This is a genomic window from Brevundimonas sp. TWP1-3, assembly GCF_049896085.1.
Lineage (GTDB): Bacteria > Pseudomonadota > Alphaproteobacteria > Caulobacterales > Caulobacteraceae > Brevundimonas.
Genome location: NZ_JAFCTP010000001.1, coordinates 125,333 through 149,015 on the forward strand (window position 1 = coordinate 125,333; position 23,683 = coordinate 149,015).

At 66.0% G+C, this 23,683-nt stretch carries 29 protein-coding genes; 17 read left to right on the forward strand and 12 right to left on the reverse strand.

The window, feature by feature from the left end:
- Window positions 1-122 precede the first annotated feature (122 nt).
- Complete coding sequence (locus tag ACP693_RS00685; protein ID WP_426016186.1) at window positions 123-1,760, forward strand: response regulator; 1,638 nt, start codon at window positions 123-125, stop codon at window positions 1,758-1,760.
- A 3-nt stretch (window positions 1,761-1,763) separates the two neighbouring features.
- On the opposite strand, the gene ACP693_RS00690 is transcribed toward ACP693_RS00685, so the two are convergent.
- On the reverse strand, window positions 1,764-2,795 hold the full coding sequence (locus tag ACP693_RS00690; protein ID WP_426016184.1) for a ligase-associated DNA damage response exonuclease: 1,032 nt from the start codon (window positions 2,793-2,795) through the stop codon (window positions 1,764-1,766).
- 84 nt (window positions 2,796-2,879) lie between these two features.
- On the opposite strand from ACP693_RS00690, the gene ACP693_RS00695 reads away from it, so the two are divergent.
- The 5 genes from ACP693_RS00695 (at window position 2,880) to ACP693_RS00715 (ending at window position 5,461) form a co-directional block, all read left to right on the forward strand.
- A complete protein-coding gene (locus tag ACP693_RS00695) occupies window positions 2,880-3,332 on the forward strand; it encodes a PaaI family thioesterase (RefSeq protein ID WP_426016183.1) in 453 nt (150 codons plus the stop codon).
- Window positions 3,329-3,724, forward strand: coding sequence for a PaaI family thioesterase (locus ACP693_RS00700; protein ID WP_426016181.1), 396 nt, complete (start codon window positions 3,329-3,331; stop codon window positions 3,722-3,724). Before ACP693_RS00695 ends, ACP693_RS00700 begins: the two co-directional genes overlap by 4 nt.
- Before the next feature lie 174 nt (window positions 3,725-3,898).
- Window positions 3,899-4,249, forward strand: a complete 351-nt coding sequence (locus ACP693_RS00705; protein ID WP_426016180.1) for a hypothetical protein — start codon at window positions 3,899-3,901, stop codon at window positions 4,247-4,249.
- 90 nt (window positions 4,250-4,339) lie between these two features.
- The gene (locus tag ACP693_RS00710) at window positions 4,340-4,783 is read left to right on the forward strand and encodes a hypothetical protein (RefSeq protein WP_426016179.1); all 444 of its coding nucleotides are present in this window, start codon (window positions 4,340-4,342) and stop codon (window positions 4,781-4,783) included.
- Between the two features lie 42 nt (window positions 4,784-4,825).
- Entirely contained in the window at window positions 4,826-5,461 is a 636-nt protein-coding gene (locus ACP693_RS00715) for a S24 family peptidase (protein WP_426016178.1), read from the forward strand.
- A gap of 63 nt (window positions 5,462-5,524) precedes the next feature.
- Here the strand turns inward: ACP693_RS00715 and ACP693_RS00720 are convergent, their stop codons facing one another.
- From ACP693_RS00720 to ACP693_RS00745, 6 genes are all read right to left on the reverse strand, one after another.
- Entirely contained in the window at window positions 5,525-5,998 is a 474-nt protein-coding gene (locus ACP693_RS00720; RefSeq protein ID WP_346496507.1) for an SH3 domain-containing protein, read from the reverse strand.
- Between the two features lie 77 nt (window positions 5,999-6,075).
- Window positions 6,076-6,465 (reverse strand): hypothetical protein, encoded by a 390-nt coding sequence (locus ACP693_RS00725; protein WP_426016176.1) that lies wholly within the window; start codon window positions 6,463-6,465, stop codon window positions 6,076-6,078.
- A 66-nt stretch (window positions 6,466-6,531) separates the two neighbouring features.
- Window positions 6,532-8,208 carry a lysine--tRNA ligase gene (locus ACP693_RS00730; RefSeq protein ID WP_426016175.1) on the reverse strand — a complete coding sequence of 559 codons (1,677 nt, stop codon included), beginning with the start codon at window positions 8,206-8,208 and terminating at the stop codon, window positions 6,532-6,534.
- 52 nt (window positions 8,209-8,260) lie between these two features.
- Window positions 8,261-8,605, reverse strand: coding sequence for a RidA family protein (locus ACP693_RS00735; protein WP_426016173.1), 345 nt, complete (start codon window positions 8,603-8,605; stop codon window positions 8,261-8,263).
- 61 nt (window positions 8,606-8,666) lie between these two features.
- Window positions 8,667-9,143 (reverse strand): hypothetical protein, encoded by a 477-nt coding sequence (locus ACP693_RS00740; RefSeq protein ID WP_426016172.1) that lies wholly within the window; start codon window positions 9,141-9,143, stop codon window positions 8,667-8,669.
- A 30-nt stretch (window positions 9,144-9,173) separates the two neighbouring features.
- A complete protein-coding gene (locus ACP693_RS00745; protein WP_426016170.1) occupies window positions 9,174-9,623 on the reverse strand; it encodes an Lrp/AsnC family transcriptional regulator in 450 nt (149 codons plus the stop codon).
- Window positions 9,624-9,755: 132 nt separating this feature from the next.
- Here ACP693_RS00745 and ACP693_RS00750 point away from each other — a divergent pair, with 132 nt between their 5' ends.
- Window positions 9,756-11,042, forward strand: a complete 1,287-nt coding sequence (locus ACP693_RS00750; RefSeq protein ID WP_426016168.1) for a D-amino acid dehydrogenase — start codon at window positions 9,756-9,758, stop codon at window positions 11,040-11,042.
- A 342-nt stretch (window positions 11,043-11,384) separates the two neighbouring features.
- Here the strand turns inward: ACP693_RS00750 and ACP693_RS00755 are convergent, their stop codons facing one another.
- Complete coding sequence (locus ACP693_RS00755) at window positions 11,385-11,630, reverse strand: hypothetical protein (RefSeq protein ID WP_426016167.1); 246 nt, start codon at window positions 11,628-11,630, stop codon at window positions 11,385-11,387.
- Window positions 11,631-11,701: 71 nt separating this feature from the next.
- Between ACP693_RS00755 and queA the strand changes: the two genes are divergently transcribed.
- Window positions 11,702-12,787, forward strand: a complete 1,086-nt coding sequence (queA, locus tag ACP693_RS00760; RefSeq protein ID WP_426016165.1) for a tRNA preQ1(34) S-adenosylmethionine ribosyltransferase-isomerase QueA — start codon at window positions 11,702-11,704, stop codon at window positions 12,785-12,787.
- Window positions 12,788-12,794: 7 nt separating this feature from the next.
- On the opposite strand, the gene pdxH is transcribed toward queA, so the two are convergent.
- On the reverse strand, window positions 12,795-13,469 hold the full coding sequence (gene pdxH, locus ACP693_RS00765) for a pyridoxamine 5'-phosphate oxidase (protein ID WP_426016163.1): 675 nt from the start codon (window positions 13,467-13,469) through the stop codon (window positions 12,795-12,797).
- A 109-nt stretch (window positions 13,470-13,578) separates the two neighbouring features.
- Here pdxH and ACP693_RS00770 point away from each other — a divergent pair, with 109 nt between their 5' ends.
- The 3 genes from ACP693_RS00770 (at window position 13,579) to ACP693_RS00780 (ending at window position 15,995) form a co-directional block, all read left to right on the forward strand.
- Window positions 13,579-14,313, forward strand: coding sequence for a DnaJ C-terminal domain-containing protein (locus tag ACP693_RS00770; protein WP_426016161.1), 735 nt, complete (start codon window positions 13,579-13,581; stop codon window positions 14,311-14,313).
- An 8-nt stretch (window positions 14,314-14,321) separates the two neighbouring features.
- Window positions 14,322-15,407 (forward strand): chorismate synthase, encoded by a 1,086-nt coding sequence (aroC, locus tag ACP693_RS00775; protein ID WP_426016159.1) that lies wholly within the window; start codon window positions 14,322-14,324, stop codon window positions 15,405-15,407.
- 246 nt (window positions 15,408-15,653) lie between these two features.
- Complete coding sequence (locus tag ACP693_RS00780) at window positions 15,654-15,995, forward strand: VOC family protein (protein WP_346496484.1); 342 nt, start codon at window positions 15,654-15,656, stop codon at window positions 15,993-15,995.
- Between the two features lie 4 nt (window positions 15,996-15,999).
- Here ACP693_RS00780 and ACP693_RS00785 read toward each other — a convergent pair whose 3' ends face one another.
- The 3 genes from ACP693_RS00785 to thiE all read right to left on the reverse strand — a co-directional run bounded on the left by ACP693_RS00785 (window position 16,000) and on the right by thiE (window position 19,270).
- On the reverse strand, window positions 16,000-16,824 hold the full coding sequence (locus ACP693_RS00785) for a hypothetical protein (protein ID WP_426050111.1): 825 nt from the start codon (window positions 16,822-16,824) through the stop codon (window positions 16,000-16,002).
- 43 nt (window positions 16,825-16,867) lie between these two features.
- On the reverse strand, window positions 16,868-18,553 hold the full coding sequence (locus ACP693_RS00790) for an ATP-binding protein (protein ID WP_426016153.1): 1,686 nt from the start codon (window positions 18,551-18,553) through the stop codon (window positions 16,868-16,870).
- Window positions 18,554-18,616: 63 nt separating this feature from the next.
- Window positions 18,617-19,270 (reverse strand): thiamine phosphate synthase, encoded by a 654-nt coding sequence (gene thiE / locus ACP693_RS00795; protein ID WP_426016151.1) that lies wholly within the window; start codon window positions 19,268-19,270, stop codon window positions 18,617-18,619.
- A 118-nt stretch (window positions 19,271-19,388) separates the two neighbouring features.
- On the opposite strand from thiE, the gene ACP693_RS00800 reads away from it, so the two are divergent.
- From ACP693_RS00800 to ACP693_RS00825, 6 genes are all read left to right on the forward strand, one after another.
- Entirely contained in the window at window positions 19,389-19,574 is a 186-nt protein-coding gene (locus tag ACP693_RS00800) for a (2Fe-2S)-binding protein (protein ID WP_135195182.1), read from the forward strand.
- 144 nt (window positions 19,575-19,718) lie between these two features.
- Window positions 19,719-20,219: a bacterioferritin gene (gene bfr / locus ACP693_RS00805; RefSeq protein ID WP_135195181.1), complete on the forward strand. Its 501-nt coding sequence runs from the start codon at window positions 19,719-19,721 to the stop codon at window positions 20,217-20,219.
- A gap of 69 nt (window positions 20,220-20,288) precedes the next feature.
- Window positions 20,289-20,849 carry a tryptophan-rich sensory protein gene (locus tag ACP693_RS00810; RefSeq protein ID WP_426016148.1) on the forward strand — a complete coding sequence of 187 codons (561 nt, stop codon included), beginning with the start codon at window positions 20,289-20,291 and terminating at the stop codon, window positions 20,847-20,849.
- A 99-nt stretch (window positions 20,850-20,948) separates the two neighbouring features.
- Complete coding sequence (gene efp / locus ACP693_RS00815) at window positions 20,949-21,515, forward strand: elongation factor P (RefSeq protein ID WP_426016146.1); 567 nt, start codon at window positions 20,949-20,951, stop codon at window positions 21,513-21,515.
- Between the two features lie 103 nt (window positions 21,516-21,618).
- Window positions 21,619-22,425, forward strand: coding sequence for an inositol monophosphatase family protein (locus ACP693_RS00820; RefSeq protein ID WP_426016144.1), 807 nt, complete (start codon window positions 21,619-21,621; stop codon window positions 22,423-22,425).
- A 221-nt stretch (window positions 22,426-22,646) separates the two neighbouring features.
- Window positions 22,647-23,675 carry a glycerophosphodiester phosphodiesterase gene (locus tag ACP693_RS00825; protein ID WP_426016142.1) on the forward strand — a complete coding sequence of 343 codons (1,029 nt, stop codon included), beginning with the start codon at window positions 22,647-22,649 and terminating at the stop codon, window positions 23,673-23,675.
- Window positions 23,676-23,683 lie beyond the last annotated feature (8 nt).

The window sequence follows — 23,683 nt, forward strand, 5'->3', positions numbered from 1 at the left end:
ACACCAGACCCGGATGCGGTGCAAAATCACCGTTTGCAGCGATATGCATCAAGCTGAGCCAGCTTAACAAATCCGCAAGCGATTTTGGGCATTAGTCCCAACGAGTAGGAGTTCCAGGCAGTATGCCGACCATCGAAACCCTTTCCGAGCGTCCCCAGCCGGTGGCTCCGACGACGCTCGGGTGCGAGGTGCTGGCGCGCTTCGAGCGCGAGCCCGACACGCTCGTCATTCCCGTCGTCGATGGAAATCGACCGGTCGGATTGGTCGAACGCACCGCCTTCCTGCAAAAAATCGCCGCCCGTTTCGGCCACGCCCTCTACGACCTGCGCCCCATCACCTTCGCCATGGACCCCGAGCCGGCCGTGGTCGAGGCCGGCGTCCGCATCGACGCCTTCTGCGACATCATGCTGAAGGGCGGCCCGGCCGCCTTGCTGCGCGGCTTCATCGTCACGCATAACGGCGCCTATCTGGGCGTAGGCACGGCCGCGACCCTGTTGCAGGCTGTAAACACGCGTCAGCGCCAACAGAACGAAGAGCTGGCCGAACAGGCCGCGATCCTCAGCGACACCCGCGCCCAGGCCATCGCCGCCGCCCGCGCCAAGAGCCAGTTCCTGGCGATCATGAGCCACGAGCTGCGCACGCCGATGAACGGTGTGCTGGCCGTCGCCGAACTGCTGCGACGTCAGCCGCTGAACGCAGCGGCCCAGGCGCACGTCCAGACGATCATGGACTCGTCCGAAACCCTGCTGCGCATTCTTCAGGACGCGGTCGACCTGTCCAAGGCCGAGGCGGGCGAACTGGAGCTGAACAACACCCCCACCGCCCTCCGCGCCGTGATGGACGACATCCAGTCGATGTGGGAGCCGCGCGCGTCTCAGGACGGCGTCACGCTGTTGGTCGGTTATGAAGGCGACACCGAGCTGGCGGCCGTCATCGATGGCACGCGACTGAAGCAGGTGTTCAACAACCTGATCGGCAACGCACTGAAGTTCGCCCGCAACGGCGTGGTCGAGGCGGGGCTGAAAGCCTGGGTCGAGGGCGACCAGATTCATATGGAAGCCGGCATCCGCGACGACGGGCCCGGTGTGGAGGCCGAGCGCGTCGACTCGATCTTCGAACCCTTCGTTCACGGCTCCGGCCCCGATGGCGCAGGCCTGGGCCTGTCGATCTGCCGCCAGGTCATCGACCGCATGGGCGGCCGGATTTGGGCCGAGAACAACAAGGGCCGCGGCGCCACCTTCGCCTTCGACCTGACCGCTCCACGCGCTGTGGTCGAGGCTGAAACGCAATCCAACGTATCCGATCTGTCGGGATTCGACCTCAAGTCGGCGCCTCACATCTTGATCGTCGATGACAACGCCACCAACCGCGTCGTGGCCCAGGCCCTTTGCGAGATGTTCGGCTGCAGTTCCGAGCTGGCCGAGGATGGCCTTGAGGCGCTTCAGGCCGTTCAGGAAAGCCGCTACGACCTCGTGCTGATGGACATCAAGATGCCGCGCATGGACGGCGTTCAGGCCACACAGGCCATCCGCGCCCTGCCCGGCGCCATCGGCCGCGTGCCCATCGTGGCCCTGACCGCGAACGCCGATCCCGAAGACGCCAAACACTACCTCTCCATCGGCATGGCCGCCGTGGTGGAAAAGCCGATCAAGCCTGAACGTTTGCGAATGGCGATGAACGCCGCCCTGTCAGCGGCCCAGGAAGAGGCCGGCCACGCCGACCGGCTCTCTGAAGACGAAGGCGACCGGTCCGCCGCCTGATCTTCAGTCTGGACGGACGTCCAGCGCCTCCTCGTCCTCTTCGTCATAGCCGACCAGCCGCAGCGCCCGCGCCTTCTGGCCGTTGATCTCCGCCCATCGAAGCAGACCCTCCTCCCGACCGTGGGTGATCCAGATTTCCTCGGGCTTCAGTTCGGTGAAGGTCGCCGTCAGCTCTTTCCAGTCGGCATGGTCCGACACGACCAGCGGCAACTCCACGCCCCGCTGGCGTGCGCGCGCCTTCACCCCCATCCAGCCCGAGGCGAAAGCCGTAACTGGATCGGCGAACCGCCGCGCCCATCGATCCTGGATGGCGGATGGCGGGGCGATGGCGACCTCTCCACCCAGCGCATTCTTGGGCAGGTCGCGCGTCGGGGCCAGCGGCCCCAGATCCACGCCTTCGCGCTGATACAAGGCGTTCAGCCGCTCCATCGCGCCGTGGACATAGATGGTGCGGTCCCAGCCCGCCTCGCGCAACAGGCGGATGATCCGTTGCGCCTTGCCCAGCGCATAGGCCCCGACCAGATGCGCCCGCTCGGGAAACTGACCCAGCGACCGCACCAACCGCCCGACCTCCTCCTCGGCCGGGGGATGGCTGAAGACGGGCAGGCCGAACGTCGCCTCGGAGATGAAGACGTGACACGGCACGGGCTCGAAAGGCGCACACGTCGGGTCGCGGCGACGCTTGTAGTCGCCCGAGACCACCATGGTCAGTCCCTTCCACCGCACCTCGACCTGGGCAGACCCCAGGACGTGGCCAGCCGGGACCAGCCGCAAGTCCACGCCGTTGATCGCGGTCGCCTCGCCATAGTCCACCGACTGCGGCTGACCCGTGAAATCGGCGCCATAGCGCTCGGCCATGATCGCGAGGGTTTGGCGCGTGGCGAGAACCGCACCGTGTCCGGCGCGCGCATGGTCTGCGTGGCCATGCGTGATGACGGCCCGATCCACCGGCCGAACCGGGTCGATATAGAAGTCTCCAGGCGGACAATAGAGGCCGGCAGGCGTCGGGTGCAGCAGGTCTTCGGGGCGGATCATGTTGCGGTAACGCTCTCGACGCCGTCAGGTCGCCGCCTCATACAAGATGATCGGAAAATCGGCTCAAAAGGTTTAGCCCGCACGATGCAAGAGAGCTTCCTCACCACCATCCTGCCGCAACTGGCGGCCGGCGCGGCCCATACCGGCGCGCTGGGTTTCTCCTTCGATGGACTGCACGACGGCGAGCCGCGCATTCGCGTGCCATGGCGTGAAGATTTGGTGGGCGATCCTGACAGCGGCGTCTTCGCCGGCGGCCTGGTCACCACCTTGCTCGATCACATCGGCGGCCTGGCGGTCTGGACGGCGCTCGACACCTTCCAGCCCATCGCCACCCTGGACCTGCGGGTCGACTATATGCGGGCGGCGCGGCCCCGTCAGGATTTGCTGGCCCAGGGGCTCTGCTATCGCCTGACGCCGACCATCGCCTTCGTGCGCGCCTGGGCGTTCGAGGACGATCCCTCAGATCCCGTTGCTGCCGCCCAGTCCGCCTATATCCTCAACCAGACCCGTGAGCGTTCGACCGGAGCCGGCGCATGACCGACATCTTGGACCGGATGCCCTATGCCCGTTTCCTGGGCCTTCAGACCCTGGTCAGCGGCGACGAGATCACGGTGATCATGCCGTTCGCAGACAAGCTGATCGGCAATCCCATGCTGCCCGCCCTGCACGGTGGATCGACGGCCGCCCTGCTGGAAATGACCGCCATGGCCCAGGTTGCGATCACCTTCCCCAGCTCTCGCCTTCCGCGCCCGATCAATGTAACGGTCGCCTATCTGCGCACTGGCCGACCTCTAGATGTCTTCGCCCGCGCCCGCATCAGCCGCGCCGGCCGCCGCGTCGCCCATGTTCAGGCCGAGGCTTGGCAGGAAGAACGTGCACAGCCAATCGCGTCCCTGACCGCACACTTCCTCTTGGACAACCAGGGCTAGTCACCGCTGGCCCTAGCGCCGATTCGGCCTGGATCCCCACGGACGCTGAACTTCAACGCCATCCTTATGGCGGCGCTTCAACGCGCGATTGCCGCACTTATGAAGATACCCCTACCAAGCATGGTTAAGACGTGATAACTATAAGCCTCACGTAACCTTATCTGAGGGGCTTTCATGGACCACACCGAAGTCGTCACCAGCGTTGCTGGCGATCTGCATGCTACCGAACTCGCGATTGACGCCGCGATCACCCAGGCGACGACGCTGGTTCAATCCTTCATCGGCGCCCGCGCCGCGCTTTCGCTTTCGCCGGTCAGCGGCACGATTTCCCAGGCCAAGGCCATGGAAACCATCGCCGCCCTGTCGGCCGCGCGCGAGTCCATCGTGGCCTGCCACGCCGAACTTCAAAAAGATCACCGCCGCCTCGGCTACGGCACTTATGCCGCCGGTCCTGTGGGCAAGCCTGATGATTGGCTGGATCCGCAAGAGCAGACCCGTCCGATGGGCCATCTCCGCGTGGCGTGAATTCTTGGTAAGCTTAGCTTGCTGAGATTTCAGTTTGGGCTGACTTAGGTCATTATCGCCCCTGCGCATTCTGCGTGGGGGCGATTTCGCATGGTGAACATGATCTACGCCGTCGTAGGCGCGGTCTTCATGGTTGGCATGGCGCTTTTCGCCTTTCTGAAAGGCGAAAAGCCGGAACGGCTTGGCGCGGGAGCCTATCTGTTCGCCTGGTTTGCCACGATCGTCATGCAGGAGAATAGCGGCTTCCGTGGCGTTCCCTTGGGAATGTTCGTGATCGATTTGGCGCTTTTGGCCGCTTTCGTCACGATCGCCTGGAGATATCGTGGATCCTGGCCTGTGTGGGCGAGCGGCCTTCAGTTGATCGTGGTGATGTCCCACATCATGATCCTGACGGGGCAACCCGTGTCGGTAGCGTCGCTGTATACCGTCATGAACTTCACCGGCTATCTGATCATCGGCTGCATCACCATGGGCACCTTCTGGGCATGGCAGGACCGAAAAGCCGCCACAGCCCACCTAGGTAGAAATTCCTAGCCTAGCATCGTATTCTGTGGGCGAATCGATCGTCGGGACGCCATGCCGCTATCGCACGCCAAACTGTGGAAGGCCGTCGATACCTTGGCGCGGCGTGAGGGGCTGACGCCGTCTGGTCTAGCGCGGCGTGCGGGGTTGGACGCCACCAGCTTCAATCCGTCCAAACGCTTTGGTCCCGGCGATCCGCCGCGTCCGCGCTGGCCGTCGACCGAGAGCATGACCTTGATGCTGCAGGCGACCGGCGTGTCGCTTTCCGACTTCGCGGTGCTGGCCGACGATGCCCCGGATAGACCGACGACCGTGCCGCTTCTCGGATTGGCCAAGGCGGGACAGGACGGGTTTTTCGATGATGCGGGCCTGCCGACCGGAGAGGGCTGGGACCAGACCGACCTGCCGCGCGCCAAGGACACCCTATTCAGCCTGAAGATCACGGGCGATTCCATGTCGCCGCTCTATCGCGAGGGCGACCGGGTCATCGTCGATCAGGAGGCGACGCGCGTGCGGCGGGGCGACCGGGTCGTGGCCCGCCTGACGACCGGCGAGACCGTGGCCAAGGAGGTGACCAGCCTGACCAGCCGTACGGTCACCCTCTCCTCCATCAATCCCGACTATCCGCCCCGTGTCGTTTCGCGCCGCGAGATCGAGTGGATGGCGCGCATCCTCTGGGTGAGCCAGTAAGGCGCCAGCAAAAAGCCCCGCCCGGCGAACCGGACGGGGCTTTCGATGGTGATCCGTTCAGACCTAGTTGGCCGTGACGTAGTGGGCGTTCACCCAGCCGCCGCCGGCGATCTGGACCCACTCACCCTGCGAACCGACAGCGGTGAAGGGCTGGCCGGCCGACAGGGTGCCGGCCTGGCGATAGTTTGTGCCGGGACCGCTGCGGATACGCAGGTTTGACGAGGCGCGATATTGCGAACCGTTGGACACCGACGCCGCACGCGCGCGCTGCTGGTTGCAGCCGATGTACGAACCCGCCGCTGCGCCCGCGCCGGCGCCGACGATGGTGCCGGCCGTGCGCTCGTTACGCGCCAGATTGGAACCCACCACGCCGCCGACAACCGCGCCGATCAGGGCGCCTGCACGTTGGCGACCGCCGGGGGCGTCGCAGTTGGTCACGCCATTGGCTTGAGCCTGGGCGGCCATCGGGGCGGCCGTCACCATGGCGGCGAGAGCGGCAGCCGTGGCCAGACCGGTCTTGAAAATCTTGTTCGACATAACTCTTCTCCTGTCAGCGCGTTTGCCGATGACGGGAGAATGCCCGGACGAACCTGAAGGCTCCCGGAGCTTCGCCGTTATTTTCCGTTCATCTTGGTTGCTCGCGCCGTTCGCCGACGCTGGACCAGCCGTCGCGCCGCCTCGATGTCCTGCTCGATCAGATGCTTGCGACGCACGAACTGAAAATCCAGCACCCGCGCCCACAAATAAAGCAGGCGATCGTGGGTCACGAAGACCGTCACAGCCTCGTCGCTTGGCGGCGGCCCCCACGCCTCTGCAAGCTTGCCCAGATGCTGGATCGTCGCGTCATCTGGCATCGGCTCGCATTCAACGATCCAGTCCCAGCTACAAAGCTCGGGCCGACCGGTGATCAGATTGACCGTCGCCGTCAACACCTTGTCCGCTGACCCGGCAGAGACCAGGTCCAGCCACAAGATCCGCGCGGCCTCGTCGATTTCGTAACGCAACGTCGCCTCCCCGGCTACGCGCCCATCCAAACGCGTCCAGGTTAACAATCCTGACCAAAATCAAGGTTACGCGAGTTCGCCGTTCGCCCCTGCCTCGATCAGCGCGATGGTCTGCGCCAGGCCATAGATGGCCGCGAACGAGCCGAAGCGCGGTCCCTGGCTGGCGCCCAGCAGCACCTCGTACAGCGCCCCGAACCAAGCTCGCAGCGGCTCGAACTCATGCGCCTTGCCCACGGCATAGACCTCGCTCTGGATCAGCTCGCCGTCAGTGGTGTCCGCCGGCAGGGCCTTCAGCCTTTCCGCCAGGTCCAGCAGCGCCGCCTTCTCCTTGTCGTCCGGCAAGCGATACGACTTCGAGGGCTTCACGAAGTCCTCGTAATAGTTCAGCGCCGACCCCATCAGCCGGTCCAGCAGCGGCTCATTCTCAGGCGTCGCCTCGGGCAGATATTTGGCGAAATAGGCCCACAGCTGCTCCTTGGTCGAGGCGTTGGCCACCCCCACCAGGTTCAGCAGCAGGGCGAAGGAAACCGGCGACGTATGAGTCGGCGGATCGCCCGCATGGATCGACCAGACGGCGTTGTCGATCCGCTTGGCCGACTCCTGCGTCTTGTAGCTTTCGATGAAGGCCAGATAGTCGTCGATGGCGCGTGGGATGACGTTGAAGTGCAGGCTCTTGGCCGACTTCGGAGACTGGAACATGTACCAGCTCAGGCTCTCCGGCGTGCCGTAGCGCAGCCATTCGTCCATCGTCAGGCCATTGCCCTTGGACTTGGAGATCTTCTTGCCCTCGATGTCGAGGAAGAGCTCGTAGTTGAAGCCTTCCGGCGGCGTGCCGCCCAAGGCGCGGCACAGCTTCGACGACTCGCGCACGCTCTCGATCAGGTCCTTGCCCGACATCTCGTAATCGACGTCCAGCGCGACCCAGCGCATGGCCCAGTCGGGCTTCCATTGCAGCTTCACATGGCCGCCGGTGACCGGAACCTCGGTGCGGTTGCCAGGTTCGCCGGCCGGATCCTCGAAAGTGATCGTTCCCTTCTCGACGTCGCGCGCCAGGGTCGGGACCTGCAGCACATGGCCGGTGATCGGACTAACCGGCAGGAAGGGCGAATAGGTGGCGCGCCGCTCCTCGCCCAGGGTCGGCAGCATGATGGCCATGACCGCATCGAACCGTTCCAGCAGCGTCAGCAGCGTCCCGTCGAACCGGCCGGACTTATAGGTCTCGGTCGAGCTCATGAACTCGTAGTCGAAGCCGAACGAATCCAGGAAGGCCTGTAGCCGCGCATTGTTGTGCGCCCCGAAACTGTCGTGCGTGCCGAATGGATCGCGCACGCGCGTCAGCGACAGGTGCAGGTCTTCGCGCAGCATTTCCGGGTTCGGGATGCCCTCGGGCACCTTGCGCAGCCCGTCCATATCGTCGCTGAAGGCGATCAGGCGCGTCGGCCAGTGGTCCCCGGTGAGGGCGCGGAAGGCGTTGCGCACCATGGTCGTGCGCGCCACCTCGCCGAAGGTGCCCATGTGGGGCAGGCCCGAGGGGCCATAACCGGTTTCAAGGATCACAGGCCGTTGCAGCGCCGGGAAGGTCGCCAGCGCCTCGTCCGCTTTGCCCGCGTCGATCAGCAGTTTCGCCGCGTCCCGCTCGGCGTCGGTCAGACGCTTCTTCAGCACATGGGCCAGCAGATTGCGGGCTTGTTCGAACGGCCAGGACTTGGCCTCGCGGGCGAGGGTTTCGAGGTTCTGCAACATGTCGGCGGTTTGCAGTCTGCATACCGCCCGGTCAACCGCTTAGCCGTCGCGATCAACCCTTGGCGGCGATCACGATCACCTCCACCAGATACTCCGGAGACGCCAGCCGGCTCTCGCCCGTGGCGCGGGCGGGCGGATTGGCGGTGTCCACCCAGGCGTCCCAGACGCTGTTCATCGCGTCGAAATCGCCGATGTCCGCCAGCCAGATCTGGGCCATCAGGATCTTGGACTTGTCGCTGCCGGCCTCGGCCAGCAAGGCCTCGACCTCGGCCAGAGCCGTCTTCGTCTGGGCGATGACGTCGTCGCCCGGCTCTCCGACCTGGCCGGCCAGATAGATGGTGTCGCCGTGGATGACGGCTTCGCTCATGCGGGCGCCGGGCTGGATGCGGGTGATCATGGCGGGTTCCTGTGGAGATGCTGTCGCATCTATCGCCGCCCGCCCCTCGCCTGTCGAGCGCTTAGCGGCGGCTGAACCGGGCGACCGTCAGACCGACGACCAGAGCGCCCGCCCCGACGATCAGGGCGTCCTCGATCAGTCCGCTGCGGGTCTGGCCGATGCGAGCCATGGCCTTCTTGCGACCGGCCAGGGTCAGATAGGCCAGCGGCACGGCGGTGGCGACGGCGACGCCGGCGCCCAGCTTTTCCTTGCCGCGCGGCGCCAGGGCCGATCCCGCGATGCCGGCGCTCATCACCCGCGCCAACAGGCCCAGAAAGACCGTGCGGTCGGGCGCCGACTTCATCTTGTCGCCGAACAGTTCGCCCACGCCCATCAACAGCGCCCCGAACTTGAACAGCGGCTGGTTCAACAGGAAGACCCGCCCCGGCGTCGGCTTGTGCGCCAACTCGGCCGCCGCGATGGCCGCCATCGGGGTCATGGAACGGGCGCTGGCGACGGCGCCGATGAGAGCGGAGGGCAACAGTTCGGTGATCTTCATGCCGTTTGAACACCGCACGACGGCGAGGGTTCAGCCGCGCGCCGCCAGAACGTTTCGGATCGCCAGGCTGGAGTGGATGCGTGACACGCCCGGCAGGCGCGACAGCACGTCCTTGTGGATCACCTCATAGGCCGCGATGTCGGGGGCCACGGCCCGCACGATATAGTCGGCCTCGCCCGCCATCAGATAGCAGTCGCGGATTTCGGGATGGTTGCGCACCGCCGCCTCGAACCGGCGCATATGGTCGTCGGTCTGCTTTTCCAGCGTGATCTCGACATAGGCCACCACCCCGTCGTCGGCGTCATTGGCGAGGACGGCGGCATAGCCCCGGATCACGCCGCGTTCCTCAAGCCGTCGCACCCGGCGCAGGCACGCCGACGGCGACAGGCCGACCGCTGTGGCCAGGTCTGCATTGCTCACACGGCCATCAGCGCGAAGCCGTTGAAGAATGCGCTGGTCGATGGGATCAAGCAGGGGCACAAGTTTCCGCCTTTCGACCGCAGATTATTGCGTCACATATCTACCAGCCGCAGATCATTGCGCAAACAGGCAGGATCATCGAACGATGCGAGGGTAACTTCGCCGACAATCAACACGGTTCGGAAGCGTCACATGCAGGTTCTGGTTCTGGGTTCCGGCGTCATCGGCGTCACCACCGCCTGGTATCTCAATCAGGCCGGACATGAGGTGACGGTGGTCGATCGCCAGGCGGGTCCGGCCCTAGAAACCAGCTTCGCCAACGCAGCCCAGATTTCCCCCGGTTATTCCGCGCCCTGGGCCGCGCCATCGATCCCGGTTAAGGCGATGAAATGGCTGCTGATGCGCCACGCCCCGCTGATCGTTCGACCCAGGCTGGACATGGCCATGGTGCGCTGGACGCTGGCCATGCTGCGCAACTGCACCCACGACCGCTATGCGCTGAACAAGAGCCGCATGGTGCGTCTGGCCGAATACAGCCGCGACCAGCTGGACCTGCTGCGGCGGGACACCGGCATCGCCTATGACGGCCGCCAGCAGGGCACGCTGCAGCTGTTCCGCACCGAAAAACAGCTGGCTGACGTGCACAAGGATGTGGACGTGCTGAAGGCGGCCGGCGTCCCGTGCGAGGTGCTGGACCGCGCCGGATGCATCGCCGCCGAACCGGGCCTGGCCGCCTCCGATGTCGATTTCGTCGGGGGGCTGCGCCTACCGCATGACGAGACCGGCGACTGTTTCCTGTTCACCAACGCCCTGGCGAAGCTGGCGGCGGGGCGGGGCGTGGTCTTCCATCACGAGACCGAAATCCACGCTATCACGACCACGGACGGCCGCGCGACCGGCGCCCTGACCAGCAAGGGGGCGATGTCCGCCGATCTGGTCGTGCTGGCGCTGGGCTCCTATTCGCCGATGATGGCCAAGCCCCTGGGCCTGGATTTGCCGGTCTATCCGGTGAAAGGCTATTCGATCACGGCCCGAATCCTGGACGCCGACCGCGCGCCGGTCTCCACCGTCATGGACGAAAGCTACAAGGTGGCGATCACTCGCCTGGGCGACCGCATTCGCGTGGGCGGCATGGCGGAACTGTCGGGCTACAACAACACCCTGCCGGCCCTGCGCCGCGAAACCCTGGCCCATTCTGTCGGCAGCCTGTTCCCCGGCGGTGGCGATCTGGCGGGCGCCAGCTACTGGTCCGGCCTGCGTCCGATGACGCCGGACGGCACGCCCGTCATCGGCGCGACCAAGATCCCAGGCCTTTATCTGAACACCGGCCACGGCACCTTGGGTTGGACCATGTCGTGCGGCTCGGCCCGCGTGCTGGCCGACATGATTGACGGCCGGTCGCCCGAGATCGAGACGCGCGACCTGTCCCTGAACCGCTACGGCGCCTGGGCGGGGGCGTTTGCGCCCGGCTACAACTGACATCAGACGCTGACCGGCGATTTTTACCGTCTAAACTGTCTAATTCGTCTGATCTCTGGGCGTCGGCGCCCTGAGGCGCGGACCAGAATTCACCGTCTAGAGTGTCTAATTCGTCTAATCTCCCGGTGTGGTCGCCGTGAGACGCAGGCGGGAATTGGCCGTGTGGGTTGCCTGAACTTAAGCTGTCAAAGATCGGCGATCATTCTAACGCATGGATAGGGCGCGTTAGGGTAGAAGCCGTTCGGGCGACAAATCCTTTTGGAAATCAAGGACCGGCTCGAGCGAAATGCGCTGGCAGCGCGTTCTCAGCCCATCTCGCCTGACAGGGCGAACGGAAGTTAGTCAGGAAGCGTCCGGATATTTCCGCCGCATTATGCGGATGCGCGCAGCGCGCACTGACGGTGTGAATGTAATCCCGGCAGAGATGAGGGACGCGACGACCGCAACGGCGCCAGCGATAATCAGATCGCGAGATATGGCGATCGCCAAACCAAACCCGAACACAGCGGGGAGCGCGGCTGCCGAGACGATGAGACGGTCGCGAGTGATCATCCAAGCATTTTGTTCTGCGTCGATGAACAAGTTCATAAGGCTCAGCTCCGCGTTTCATCCACCTTACCTCGTGGCGCGGTCCGCCCGACGCTCGTATAGAGCGCGCGATGAAGACCGCCGATTTCGATTTCGACCTGCCTGAAGACCGGATTGCGCTGCGTCCGGCCGATCCGCGGGACTCTGCGCGACTGCTGGTCGTGAAGGGCGGCGCGCTGGAGGATCGGGTCATCCGCGACCTGCCGGACTTCCTGCGACCCGGCGACGCCCTGGTGTTCAACGACACACGTGTCATCCCCGCCCGTCTGTCGGGCGTGCGCCAGCGTGTCGGGGCGGAGGGTGAAACCCTGACGGTGGAGGTCGAGGCGACGCTGCACCACCGTGACGCGCCCGACGTCTGGTCCGCCTTCATGAAGCCGGGCAAGCGCATCAAGCCGGGCGACCGGATACGCTTCGGAAACGAGAGCGACGCCGCCTGCGATCTGGGCCGCCTCGATGCGACGGTGACGGCCAAGGGCGACGACGGTCTGATCACCCTGACGTTCGACCTGTCCGGCCCGGCGCTGGATGACGCCATTCGCGACGTGGGGGTCATGCCCCTGCCGCCCTATATCGCCGCCAAACGGCCCGAGGACGACCGCGACCGTTCGGACTATCAGACCGTCTTCGCCGAGCATGACGGGTCGGTCGCGGCCCCCACCGCCGGCCTGCATTTCACCCCGGCCCTGCTCGACGCCATCCGCGCCAAGGGCGTCTCGACCCACGCCGTGACGCTGCATGTCGGCGCCGGCACCTTCCTGCCGGTCAAGGCCGACGACCTGGCCGATCACAAGATGCACAGCGAATGGGGCGAGGTTTCACCTGAGACCGCCGCCGCCCTGAACGCCGTCCACGCGAACGGCGGCCGCATCGTCTGCGTCGGCACCACCAGCTTGCGTCTGCTGGAAAGCGCCACGGCCGAGGACGGCGAGATCCGGCCCTTCCACGGCGACACGGCCATCTTCATCACGCCGGGCTATCGGTTCCGCGCGGTCGATGTGCTGATGACCAACTTCCACCTGCCGAAGTCGACGCTGTTCATGCTGGTCAGCGCCTTTGCGGGCAGCGCGACGATGAAGGCGGCCTACGCCCACGCCATCGCCGACGGCTATCGATTCTATTCCTACGGCGACGGATCTCTGCTTTTCCGCGACTGATCGGGGGTCAGGGCCAAAGACGTCCCGACCGCCAGGCCTCGCCGTCGCGCTCGAACCTTAGCCGATCGTGCAGGCGGAAGGGGCGATCGCGCCAGAACTCGACCGATCGCGGTACGATCCGCCAGCCGGTCCAGTGCGCGGGACGGGGCACGTCCTGGCCGTCGAACCGCGCGGTTTCGCGCCCCACGGCCTCTTCCAGCACCGTGCGGTCCAAGAGGGGCCGAGACTGGTCCGAGGCCCAGGCGCCGATCCGGCTTTCGCGGGCGCGGCTGGCGAAATAGGCGTCGGCTTCAGCGACCGACACCGGCTCGACCGCGCCGCGCACCCGCACCTGACGCCGCAGCGATTTCCAGTGGAAGGTCAGGGCGGCGGCGGCGCAGGCCGCCAGTTCCACGCCCTTGGCGCTCTCGCTGTTGGAATAGAAGGTGAAGCCGCGCGCATCGACGTCCTTCAGCAGCACGATCCGCGCATCCGGCAGGCCATCCGCATCGACGGTGGACAGGGTCATGGCGTTGGCGTCGTTCGGCTCGTGCGCCCGTGCGTCTGCCAGCCACTCGACGAACAGCCCGATGGGTTCGGCGCGCGAGAAGATGGTCTCGTCGCCATTGGCGGCCAGGGCGGCGGCATAGTCGCGGGCGTATTCCTCACGCGACGGGCTGGGCGGGATCACGGATGCGGTCATGTTGGTGATCTAATCCCTGTGAGCGGTTCTGGAAATGATCGAGGTCAAAACGGCCGTTTGCGCAGCACGGTTAACCGCCCATTGACCCTGATGGGCGAACGGTGACGGCATGAGCGCGCATGGTCACCCCTCCGATGTTTCCGGCGTCCGCGAGGCCCTTTCGATGCTGGGTCTCAGCGGCGATGTCGACGCCGCCGCGCTGAAGACCGCCTTCCGCGCCGCGGTCAAGGCGGCGCGCCCCGACCAGACCGGAGGCGACGCCGAGCGGTTCCGGCGCGTGATCGCCGCCTATCGCCTGATCCAGGCGCATCAGCCCGCACGCCCTGCCCTGTCCGCTCCCAAGCTGCGTCCCGCGCCTGCGCCCGTGTTAGTGCTCAGTCCGATGCAGGCCATCGCCGGGGCGCGCGTGGACCTGCGGCTGGGCGCGCGGACGGTGCGGGTCACGGCGCCGGCGGGCCTGCGAAGCGGCGATCATTTGCGGCTGCGTCGCGGCGCGGCGGACGGCGGCGACCTGTATCTGTCGGTTCTGATCCGACCCGAGGACGGGTTGTCGGTCGTCGGCGACGACATCTTCATGACCTGGCCCACGGAACAGCGCCTGATGGCCGACGGCGGCCGGGTCGAGATCGAGACCCACGCGGGCACACGCTCGGCCTGGATCACGGCGGACATGGCCGCGCCGGTGCGGGTTCGCCTGAAAGGCCTGGGTCTGCCGGCGCGCGGATCGCGCGAGGCCGGGCATCTGTTCGTGACGTTGACGCCGTCGTCGGACGTGCCGTCGGCGGCGGAAGACCTGCTGTTGCGGTTCACGCGGGTCTGGACGCAGGAGCGTCTGGCGGCCTAAGTCGGCGCATGTCGCACAATACCTTCGGCCATCTGTTTCGCGTGACCACCTGGGGCGAGAGCCACGGGCCGGCCATCGGCTGCGTCGTGGACGGATGCCCGCCGATGATCCCGCTGACCGAGGCGGACATCCAGCCGTGGCTGGACCAGCGCAAGCCCGGCGGAAGCCGCTTCGTGACCCAGCGCAAGGAAAGCGACACGGCGCGCATCCTGTCGGGCGTCTTCGACGACGGCGACGGCCCGGTCACCACCGGCACGCCGATCTCGATCATGATCGAGAACGAGGACCAGCGGTCCAAGGACTATGGCGAGATCGCCCGCGCCTATCGGCCGGGCCACGCCGACTATGCCTATCAAGCCAAATACGGCGTGCGCGACCACCGGGGCGGCGGCCGATCCTCGGCGCGCGAGACCGCCAGTCGCGTCGCGGCCGGCGCCGTGGCGCGCAAGGTGTTGGGCGAAGGCGTCAGGATTCGTGCAGGCGTGGTGCAGATCGGACCCCACCGGATCGCACCCGATCAGGTCGATTTCGACGCCGTATCCGGCAATCCGCTGTTCGCCGCCTCGGCCGAGGTCGTGCCTGCGTGGGAGGCCTATCTGGACGGCATTCGCAAGGCCGGGTCGTCGGTCGGCGCCGTGGTCGCTTTGGAGGTCACGGGCGTTCCGGCCGGTTGGGGCGCGCCGATCTATGGCAAGCTGGATTCCGAACTGGCGGCGGCCCTGATGTCGATCAACGCCGCCAAGGGGGTGGAGATCGGCGCGGGCTTCGAGGCGGCCGAACTGACGGGCGAAGAGAACGCCGACGAGATGCGGCTGGACCTAAACAAGCAGCCGGTCTTCCTGTCGAACAAGGCGGGCGGCGTGCTGGGCGGGATTTCGACGGGGCAGCCGGTGACGGCGCGCGTGGCGTTTAAACCGACATCCTCGATCCTGACCCTGCGTCAGACGGTTACGCGCGACGGTGAGGAAACGGACCTGCGCACCAAGGGTCGCCATGACCCCTGCGTCGCGCTGCGGGCCGTGCCGGTGGTCGAGGCCATGGCCGCCTGCGTCCTGGCCGATGCCTTCCTGAGGCACCGCGCCCAAGTCGGCTGACGGCTTATCGCCTCGGTCTGCGCGCCGAGATGATGGATTGAAGGCTTTGCGGGTGACCGGCTTGCGGTCTGGGCGGCGGTTCGACCGCGCGCTCCTCCTGCCGCATCAGGGCGACGAGGCCCGACAATCCCGTCGTCATCACGATCATCGCCGACTCCTGCAACTGCGAACCGTTTGCAGGTTTGCGCATGTTCGGGCGTCGTGCAAGAGGGATCGGTCGGTGGCGTCGAACTGAGGAGATCAACCGTGCGTGAAGACGGAAAGCTGGACTATCTCGAACTGCCCGCCGCAGACCTGCCCGCGACCAAGGAATTCTACAGCCAGGCGTTCGGCTGGACCTTCGTGGACTACGGCCCCACCTATGCGGCCTTCGATCAGGGGCTGGACGGCGGGTTCGACGCCGATCAGGCCGAGCGGACCCAGACGCCCCTGCCCGTTCTGTACGCCCATGACCTGGAAGCCATGCTGGCCAAGGTCGAGGCGGCCGGCGGTCGCATCCTGAAGCCGATCTACGCCTTCCCCGGCGGTCGCCGGTTCCATTTCGCCGATCCGGCCGGAACCGAAATGGCGGTCTGGTCCGAGGGCTGACGGCTTAGCGGGCGTCGATGGACTGGCCGATCCGTTCGGCCAGATCCCGGTCGGCGCCGGTGATGCTGGTGATCCAGACGTGGATTTCCTTGGGGACGGTCGGTCGCTGGAACAGATGCTCCATCGCCAGGCGCCGTCCGCCTTCCGTCACCACCACCGAGGCGCGGCCGCCGGCGCGCACCATCTCGCCGTCATAGATCGGAAACTGCGACGACGGCCCGGCGTATATCATCAGCAAGGTCTGATCGCTGCGCTGAACCCGGTAGATGCTGGCGTCGGCGCCCGCGCGTGCAGGCGTAATCGTCAGTCCGGCAGGCAATTCGATCCTCAACGGCAGGGCCGCGATGGCGGCGGCGCCGAGCGCGGCCGGCGCAGGGACAGCAGGGGCTGATGTCGTCGGCGTTGCGGCGGTGGCAGCGGGCTGGACTTGAGGCGCACCGCCGATAGGCGGCAATGCCGAAGGCGCAGGGCGCGGCGCAGCCGGGGACGCGCGCGGCGTTTGAGATCCGCCGCCGATCGGGGGCAGCGTCGATGTCGAGGGCGCCGGACGCGGCGTGGAAGCCGGCGTTTGAACAGGCCGAATCGCAGTCGACGGCGCAGGCCGAGGGGATGCGGTCGCGGCGGTCGGGCTTTGCGGTGTGGCGGGTTGTGTCGCTGTCGGCGCGCGCGCCGGGACCTGCGCCGGCGCCGCATTGGCTGACGATGGCGGCGTGACGGCCGAAGGGGGCGCGCTGTTCAGATCGCGCGTCAGGTCCGACGTGGCGCGCCGCGGAGGCGTGGTCGCCTGTCCAGAAATCAGAAGGGCGGCGGCGAGGGCGATCATGGGCATGGCCGGACAATCGCGCGCCAACGCACCGACCGCAAGCGCGACCTCACGCCTTGGGCAACAGAGCCCAGAAGGTGGCCCCCTCGCCCGGCGCGGAGATCACGCCGATGGACCCGCCCTGCAACTCCACCAGACGCTTGGCCAGCGCCAGGCCCACGCCGTGACCCTCTACCGTCGAACGTTCCAGCCCCAAGCGGTTGAAGGGTTCGAACAGCTGGGCCTGCTTCTGCACGGACAGCCCGGGGCCGAAGTCGATGACCTCGATCCGCACATGATCGTCCTCACGCAGCGCCCGAAGAATGACGCGGCCGCCCGAACTGCCATATTTCAGGGCGTTGATCATCAGATTGGTCAGCACCTGCGCCAGACGCTGGGAGTCGGCGATGGCGATCAGGCCGTCGCCTTCGCACACCACTTCGATGGCGACCTTGTCGGCGTCGGGTCGCAGCAGGCAGGTGCGGCGCACATCCTCCAGCAATCCCGGAATGTCGGTCGGACGCAGTTCCACCCTGACGGCCCCGGATTCGGCCCGCGCCACGTCCAGCAGGTCATGAGCCAGGGTTTCGACCTGACGGGCTGTCGAGACCAGCATTTCCGACATTTCGGCCTGCTGGGCCGTGATCGGGCCTAGTTGGCCCTGACGCCAAAGATCGCCTATGCCGATGATGCCGGCGACCGGGCTCTTGATTTCGTGGGCGACATTGGCGAGCAGGCGAGACTTGGCTTCGGACGCTTTCTCGGCGCGTTCACGCCCGAGACGCGCGCGTTCGGCCAGCAAGTCGCGCTCTTCCAGAAGCGACGCCACGAGCAAGACCGGCATATAACCGATCAGGACCAGCATCTGGGCCATCATAACCTGTTCGGGAAGCGATCCCTGGTTATAGGGGCCGTGGCCGATCATCGCCCCGCCTACCAACAAAAAACTGACGACGACGAGGGTGAAGGCGATGCCCGCCACGCCCAACCGCACGGCAATGCCCAGCAGCAGGGGCAGCAACACGAACCCCATGGGAACGTTTCCCGCGAAAGCGACGTAGTAAAAAATGGGAACCAACCCCAACAGGATGACGGCCTCGGTCATCTTCGCCGGTCGAAAAAGTTTCTTGAGCGTGCTGCGCGTCAGCGACAGCCCCATGGAGCCGAGGACGGCGATGCCGAGAGCATGGCCGAACCACCAGGTCTGGAACCCCTGCCAGATCTCCCCCTGTCCCATCTGATTCAGGATGACCAAACTGGCCAGGGCCGCCGGGATCGGCGCCAGGACGGCGGCGAAGAACAGGAAGTTGACGGCGCCGTTCAGGCTGGACAGGTTCAACGTCGGCGAGAACCGCCGCGCCAGCAGGACCGCAGCCACGATCTCGATCATGTTGACGATGGTGAAGGCCAGCGCCAAAGCCGGCTTGTTGCCGGCGATGATCTCTCCGATCAGGATGCTGACGGTCAGGACCACCGCAAACGTCATGTCGCTGCGGCGACCACGGCTGGTCCGCAACCATACGACCACCGCGACGCCGCTGGCGCCCCATAGCCCCGCGACCAGCCCTGCCGACCGGCCATAGGCGATGGCCAGGGCGACGAGGATCGCGACGGCTACACCCGTCAGTACAGGAGCCAGAGGCTGAAACGGATGAACGCTGTCGGTCAGATCACCCGGTTGTTGGACAACCTCTGGCGACGTCGTCAAAGACGACACCGATGGGTCGTTACTGTTGAGCGCGCGGCTCAGGATCATGGAACCGTCCCGACCAAATAGAGGCGGGGTAAAAAACCACAGGGTTCCTAATATCCCCTGAAGTCAGAAATTCAATCTTTGATTGAACAACCTAACCGCTTCGGCTGCGCCTTCGCGGTAACCCCAGACGCCGTTGCTGACGGCGACGAAGTCCGCACCCGCACGGGCCAGGTCGGCGGCATTGTCGACGGTGACTCCGCCGATGGCGACGCAGGGGGTCTCGACCGTTTCCTGCCAGACCGTCAAAATCTCCAGCCCCGGACGATGGACGGTCTCTTTCGTGTCCGTGGGATAGAAGGCGCCGAAGGCGACGTAGTCCGCCCCACCCTCGGCCGCGTCCCAGGCCAGGTCGCGGTCGTCGTGGCAAGTGACGCCGATCATGGCGTCCGGCCCCAGAATGCGGCGGGCCTCGGCCAGCGAGCCGTCCGCCTGACCGATATGGACGCCGTCACACCCTGTTTCCCGCGCCAGGTCGGGCCGGTCGTTCAGCAGCACGGCCACGTCGTGACGACGCGCGACGGGGGCCAGCGCCGCGACCGCCGCACGGATCGTCGCATCGTCGGCTGGCTTCAACCGGATCTGCAAGGCCGCGACATCGCCGGCCGCCAGCGCCTGATCCAGCGTTTCGGCAAAGGCGCCCAAGTCTGCAATCGCAGGAGGCGTGATCAGATACAGCCGGCAAGGCGGGCGGGCGGGGGCGGTGGGTGTTCGGGCCATACTCGTCCTTCCCTCCCCCGCGACGATCCGTCAACGTTCGAGCTATGCGAACGACTTGCAATCGCCTTAACCCGTGCTATAGCGAACCATTCTCAGTCGATGGAACGTGTAGCGCCTCGTGTACGTCTGCAACTGTAACGGTCTTCGCCAGCGTGATGTCGCCCAGGCCATCGAGGCCGGGGCCTGCCGTCCGCGCGACATCTTCGCGCGCAACCAGTGCCAGGCCCAGTGCGCCAAATGCGTCTGCGAGATGCGCCAGATGATTCAGGACAGCCGCGAAGCGTTCGCACTCGCAGCCGAATAGTCCTCACCGCGTATCGCGGCCGAAAATCACTCGCACTATCAATGTAGTGATAAAAACTCGCAAATAAACAACGCGCGTTTTACTGTGGTATTGCCTCGCTAGACAGACGGCGAATGCGCCGTGGCGAGACCAAGGACCATGGCCATGAAGGGCGACCCCGCAATCCTGCGCACGCTGAACGCAGTGCTCACCAATGAACTGACGGCCGTGAACCAGTATTTCCTGCATGCGCGCATGTTCGAAAGCTGGGGCCTGTCGCACCTCGGCAACGTGATCTACGAAGAATCGATCGGCGAGATGAAGCACGCCGACATGCTGATCAAACGCATTCTCTTCCTCGACGGGCTGCCGAACCTGCAGGATCTGCACAAGCTGAAGGTCGGCGAGGATCCGATCGAATGCCTGGGCGCCGATCTTCAGCTGGAACTCGACAGTCGCGCCACCACCGCCGCCGCCGTGACCCAGTGCGAGGAAACCCGCGACTACGTCAGCCGCGACCTGCTGATGAAGATCCTGGCGGATACCGAGGAGCACATCGACTTCCTGGAAAACCAGCACAAGCTGATCGAACTGATGGGCGCGCAGAACTATCTGCAGTCGGCCATGAAAGAGATCGTCACCGACAGCGCCGCGACTGGCAACTAAGCTCAGACCTCTGACGGAACTCTGGTCCGCTCTGGTCATTAGCCTTTCAGGGCCAAGCTGGAGCGGACCATGACCGATATCGACGAAGCGATCGACGACGTGCGCGACGCCGCCAAGGATTTGCTGAACAGCGAGGGCCGCAGCACTGGACATGTCCTTGCCGGCATCGCTCTGACCGTCGGATTCGCCCTTTTGGCGCACGGCATCGCCTCGGGAGCCATGAAGCCCAAGCGCAATCTGAAACAGGCCCGCAACAAGGATCTGCCGATCACCGAAAAGCCGCGGGGCGCGTTCAGCCTGATCCTGCCCGCCGTGTTTTCGGCCACCACCCTGTCTGCCGTTAGAGTGTGGAACGCCCCGCCACAGCGCGAGCGCACCACGGCCATGGGCCTCTGGGTCGCGGCCCAGACGGTCAACGCCGTCTGGCTGGGCCTGCGCCCGTCGTCGATGGCGCGTCAGGTGATCGCCGCCATGTCGTCCGCCGGTCTGGCCGCCGCCTTCGCGCATGAGGCCCGCAAGCTGAACGAGGGCGCAGGCAAGATGGCCTCTCCGACCGGATCGGGCGTGCGGCTCGGCAACTTCCTGCATCGCAAGGCGGACGAGGCGTCGCGAGAGCGCACCCTGCATTAGGGCCGCCTTGCCCTTTCTCGGGGCTTCCTCTAGGGATCGCGCCCTATTCGCCTCGCCCCGAACGGCGCGAGAGCGCAACCCTATTCCCGATGTGACCCCATGAAGATCAACGGCAACACCATCAAGCCCGGCATGGTCCTGCAAGTGAACAACGGCCTGTGGGTCGTCACCAAGGCCAGCCACGTCAAGCCCGGCAAGGGCGGCGCCTTCGCCAACGTCGAGGCCAAGAACCTGGAGACCGGCAACAAGCTGAACGAGCGCTTCCGGTCGGAAGACAAGGTCGAGCGAGTGACGCTGGAGCAGAAGGACTTCTCCTACCTGTTCGACAACGGCGACAGCCTGGTCTTCATGGACGACGGCACCTACGAGCAGATCGAACTGCAAAAGGACTGGGTCGGCGAGGACCGCATTCCCTATCTGCAAGAGGGCATGAAGGTCGTCATCGAGATGCACGAAGAGCGTCCGATCGGCCTGTCGCTGCCGGATCAGGTCGTGTTGGAAGTCGCCGAGACCGAGCCGACCGTTAAGGGTCAGACGGCATCGTCCTCCTACAAGCCCGCCATGGCGTCGAACGGCGTGCGCATCATGATCCCGCCCTATATGTCGGCCGGAGAGCGCATCGTCGTGGATACCGCGACCGGCGAATACGTCCGCCGCGCGGACTGATACCGACGACCGGCCTCATTCGAGGCCGTCCCTTTCTTGAACTTCTCCGCATCTCCGGGCCAACCAGCGCCTTTTCAGGACATGCGGACCAGGAGATCCGCCGATGGCCCTCGCTTCCGCCCTGCTCCAAGTCATGCTCGACGCGGTGCGCAAGACCGCCCGCCCCATGCTGCGCGACTTCGGCGAGGTCTCCCAGTTGCAGGTCTCGCGCAAGGGCCCCGGCGACTTCGTCACGGCCGCCGACCTGAAGGCCGAGGACACCCTTTACGAACTGCTGATGAAGGCTCGACCCGGCTACGGCTTCCTGGGCGAAGAGCGCGGCATGATGGAGGGGACGGACAAGTCCCACACCTGGATCGTCGATCCGATCGACGGCACCACCAACTTCATGCACGCCATGCCCCACTTCGCCATCACGGTGGGCCTGGAGCGGCGCGCGCCGGACGGTTCGTCCGAGATCGTCGCCGGCGTGACCTACAACCCCGTCATGAACGAGCTGTTCTGGGCCGAAAAGGGCAAGGGCTGCTATCTGAACGATCACCGCATCCGCGTCGCCGGTCGTCGCGACCTGTCGGAAAGCCTGGTCGCCACCGGCCTGCCCTTCATCGGTAAGTCGGGCCACGCCCAGGCCATCAAGGACATCCACGCCGTCGGCCAGCGGGTCGCCGGCATGCGCCGTCTGGGCTCGGCTGCGCTGGACTTTGCCTGGGTCGCGGCCGGTCGGTATGACGCCTTCTATGAGCGTAACCTGAAGCCCTGGGACGTGGCGGCAGGCATCCTGTTCGTCACCGAGGCCGGCGGCCGGGTCACGACCATCGAGAACGACGGCGATCCCAAGACGGGCGTGTCCGTCCTGGCGACCAACAGCGAACTGCATCCGCAGCTGCGCAAGGTGCTGCAGGCGTCCTGAAACCGCATAGCCGCCTCTCCCTCCCCGACCGGGGAGGGGCGTCGCGAAGCGACGGGGTGAGGACGGCAAGGCCAGGGCGCACGGACTGAGACGATCAGGTCTGTGGGGCGTCGCCCGGCCCGGCCCACCCGGCTGCGCTTCGCTTCGCCCCCCTCCCCCGCAGGGGGAGGGAGAGACGCCGTCGTCATTCGCTTGTCGCGCGGCGACCCTACCCATCGGGCATGATCCGCGCCATCGTCACCGCCGTCGCCCTCCTTGTCGGAACGCCCGCCTTGGCTCAGCCCCTGATCATCGCCCACCGCGGCGCGTCCGGCGAACGGCCGGAGCACACGCGCGCGGCCTATGAACTGGCGGTCGAACAGGGCGCGGACGTGATCGAACCGGATCTGGTGCTGACCAGGGACGGCGTCTTCGTGGATCGGCACGAGAACGAGATCGGCGGCACGACCGACGTCGCCGGCCGACCCGAGTTCGCAGACCGCAAGACGACCAAGACCATCGACGGCGTCCAGACCACCGGCTGGTTCACCGAAGACTTCACCCTGGCCGAGCTGAAGACGCTGCGGGCCAAGGAGCGGTTGCCCGCGTTTCGACCGGGCAGCGCCGCCTATGACGGGGGCGAGCCGATCCTGACCTTTGAGGAGGTGGTCGCCATCGCCCGCGCGGCCTCTGCCCGCACGGGACGGACCATCGCCGTGGCGCCGGAGATGAAGCACCCGACCTATTTCGCCGGGATCGGCCTGCCGATGGAGGACGCCTTCGTCGCCGAGCTGGAACGGCTGGGCCTGACGGGCGCGGACGCACCCGTAATCATCCAGTGTTTCGAGGTCGGGCCGCTGGAGCGGCTGGCGGCTCGCATCGACGCCCCTCTGGCCCAGTTGGTCGCCGGCGTGGGTGGACCGGCGGACCGACCGGACATGACCTATGCCCAGATGATCACGCCCGAAGGCCTGCAGGCCATGGCCGCCTATGCCGCATGGGTCGCGCCGGAGATGACCCTGGTCCTGCCGCGCGACGCCGAGGGCCGCACGACCGCGCCCAGCGCCCTGGTCGATGACGCTCATGCAGCGGGGCTGAAAGTGGTCGTCTGGACGCTGCGAGCCGAGAACGCCTTCCTGCCGGCCGAACGGCGGCGGGGCGAAGGCCTGGCCGAGCATGGCGACATGCCAGGCTATGCCGCTGCCTTCGCCGAAGCGGGGGTGGACGCGATCTTCAGCGACTTCCCGGCGCTCGCGCGCGCGGGCCTTTAGCCCAAGTG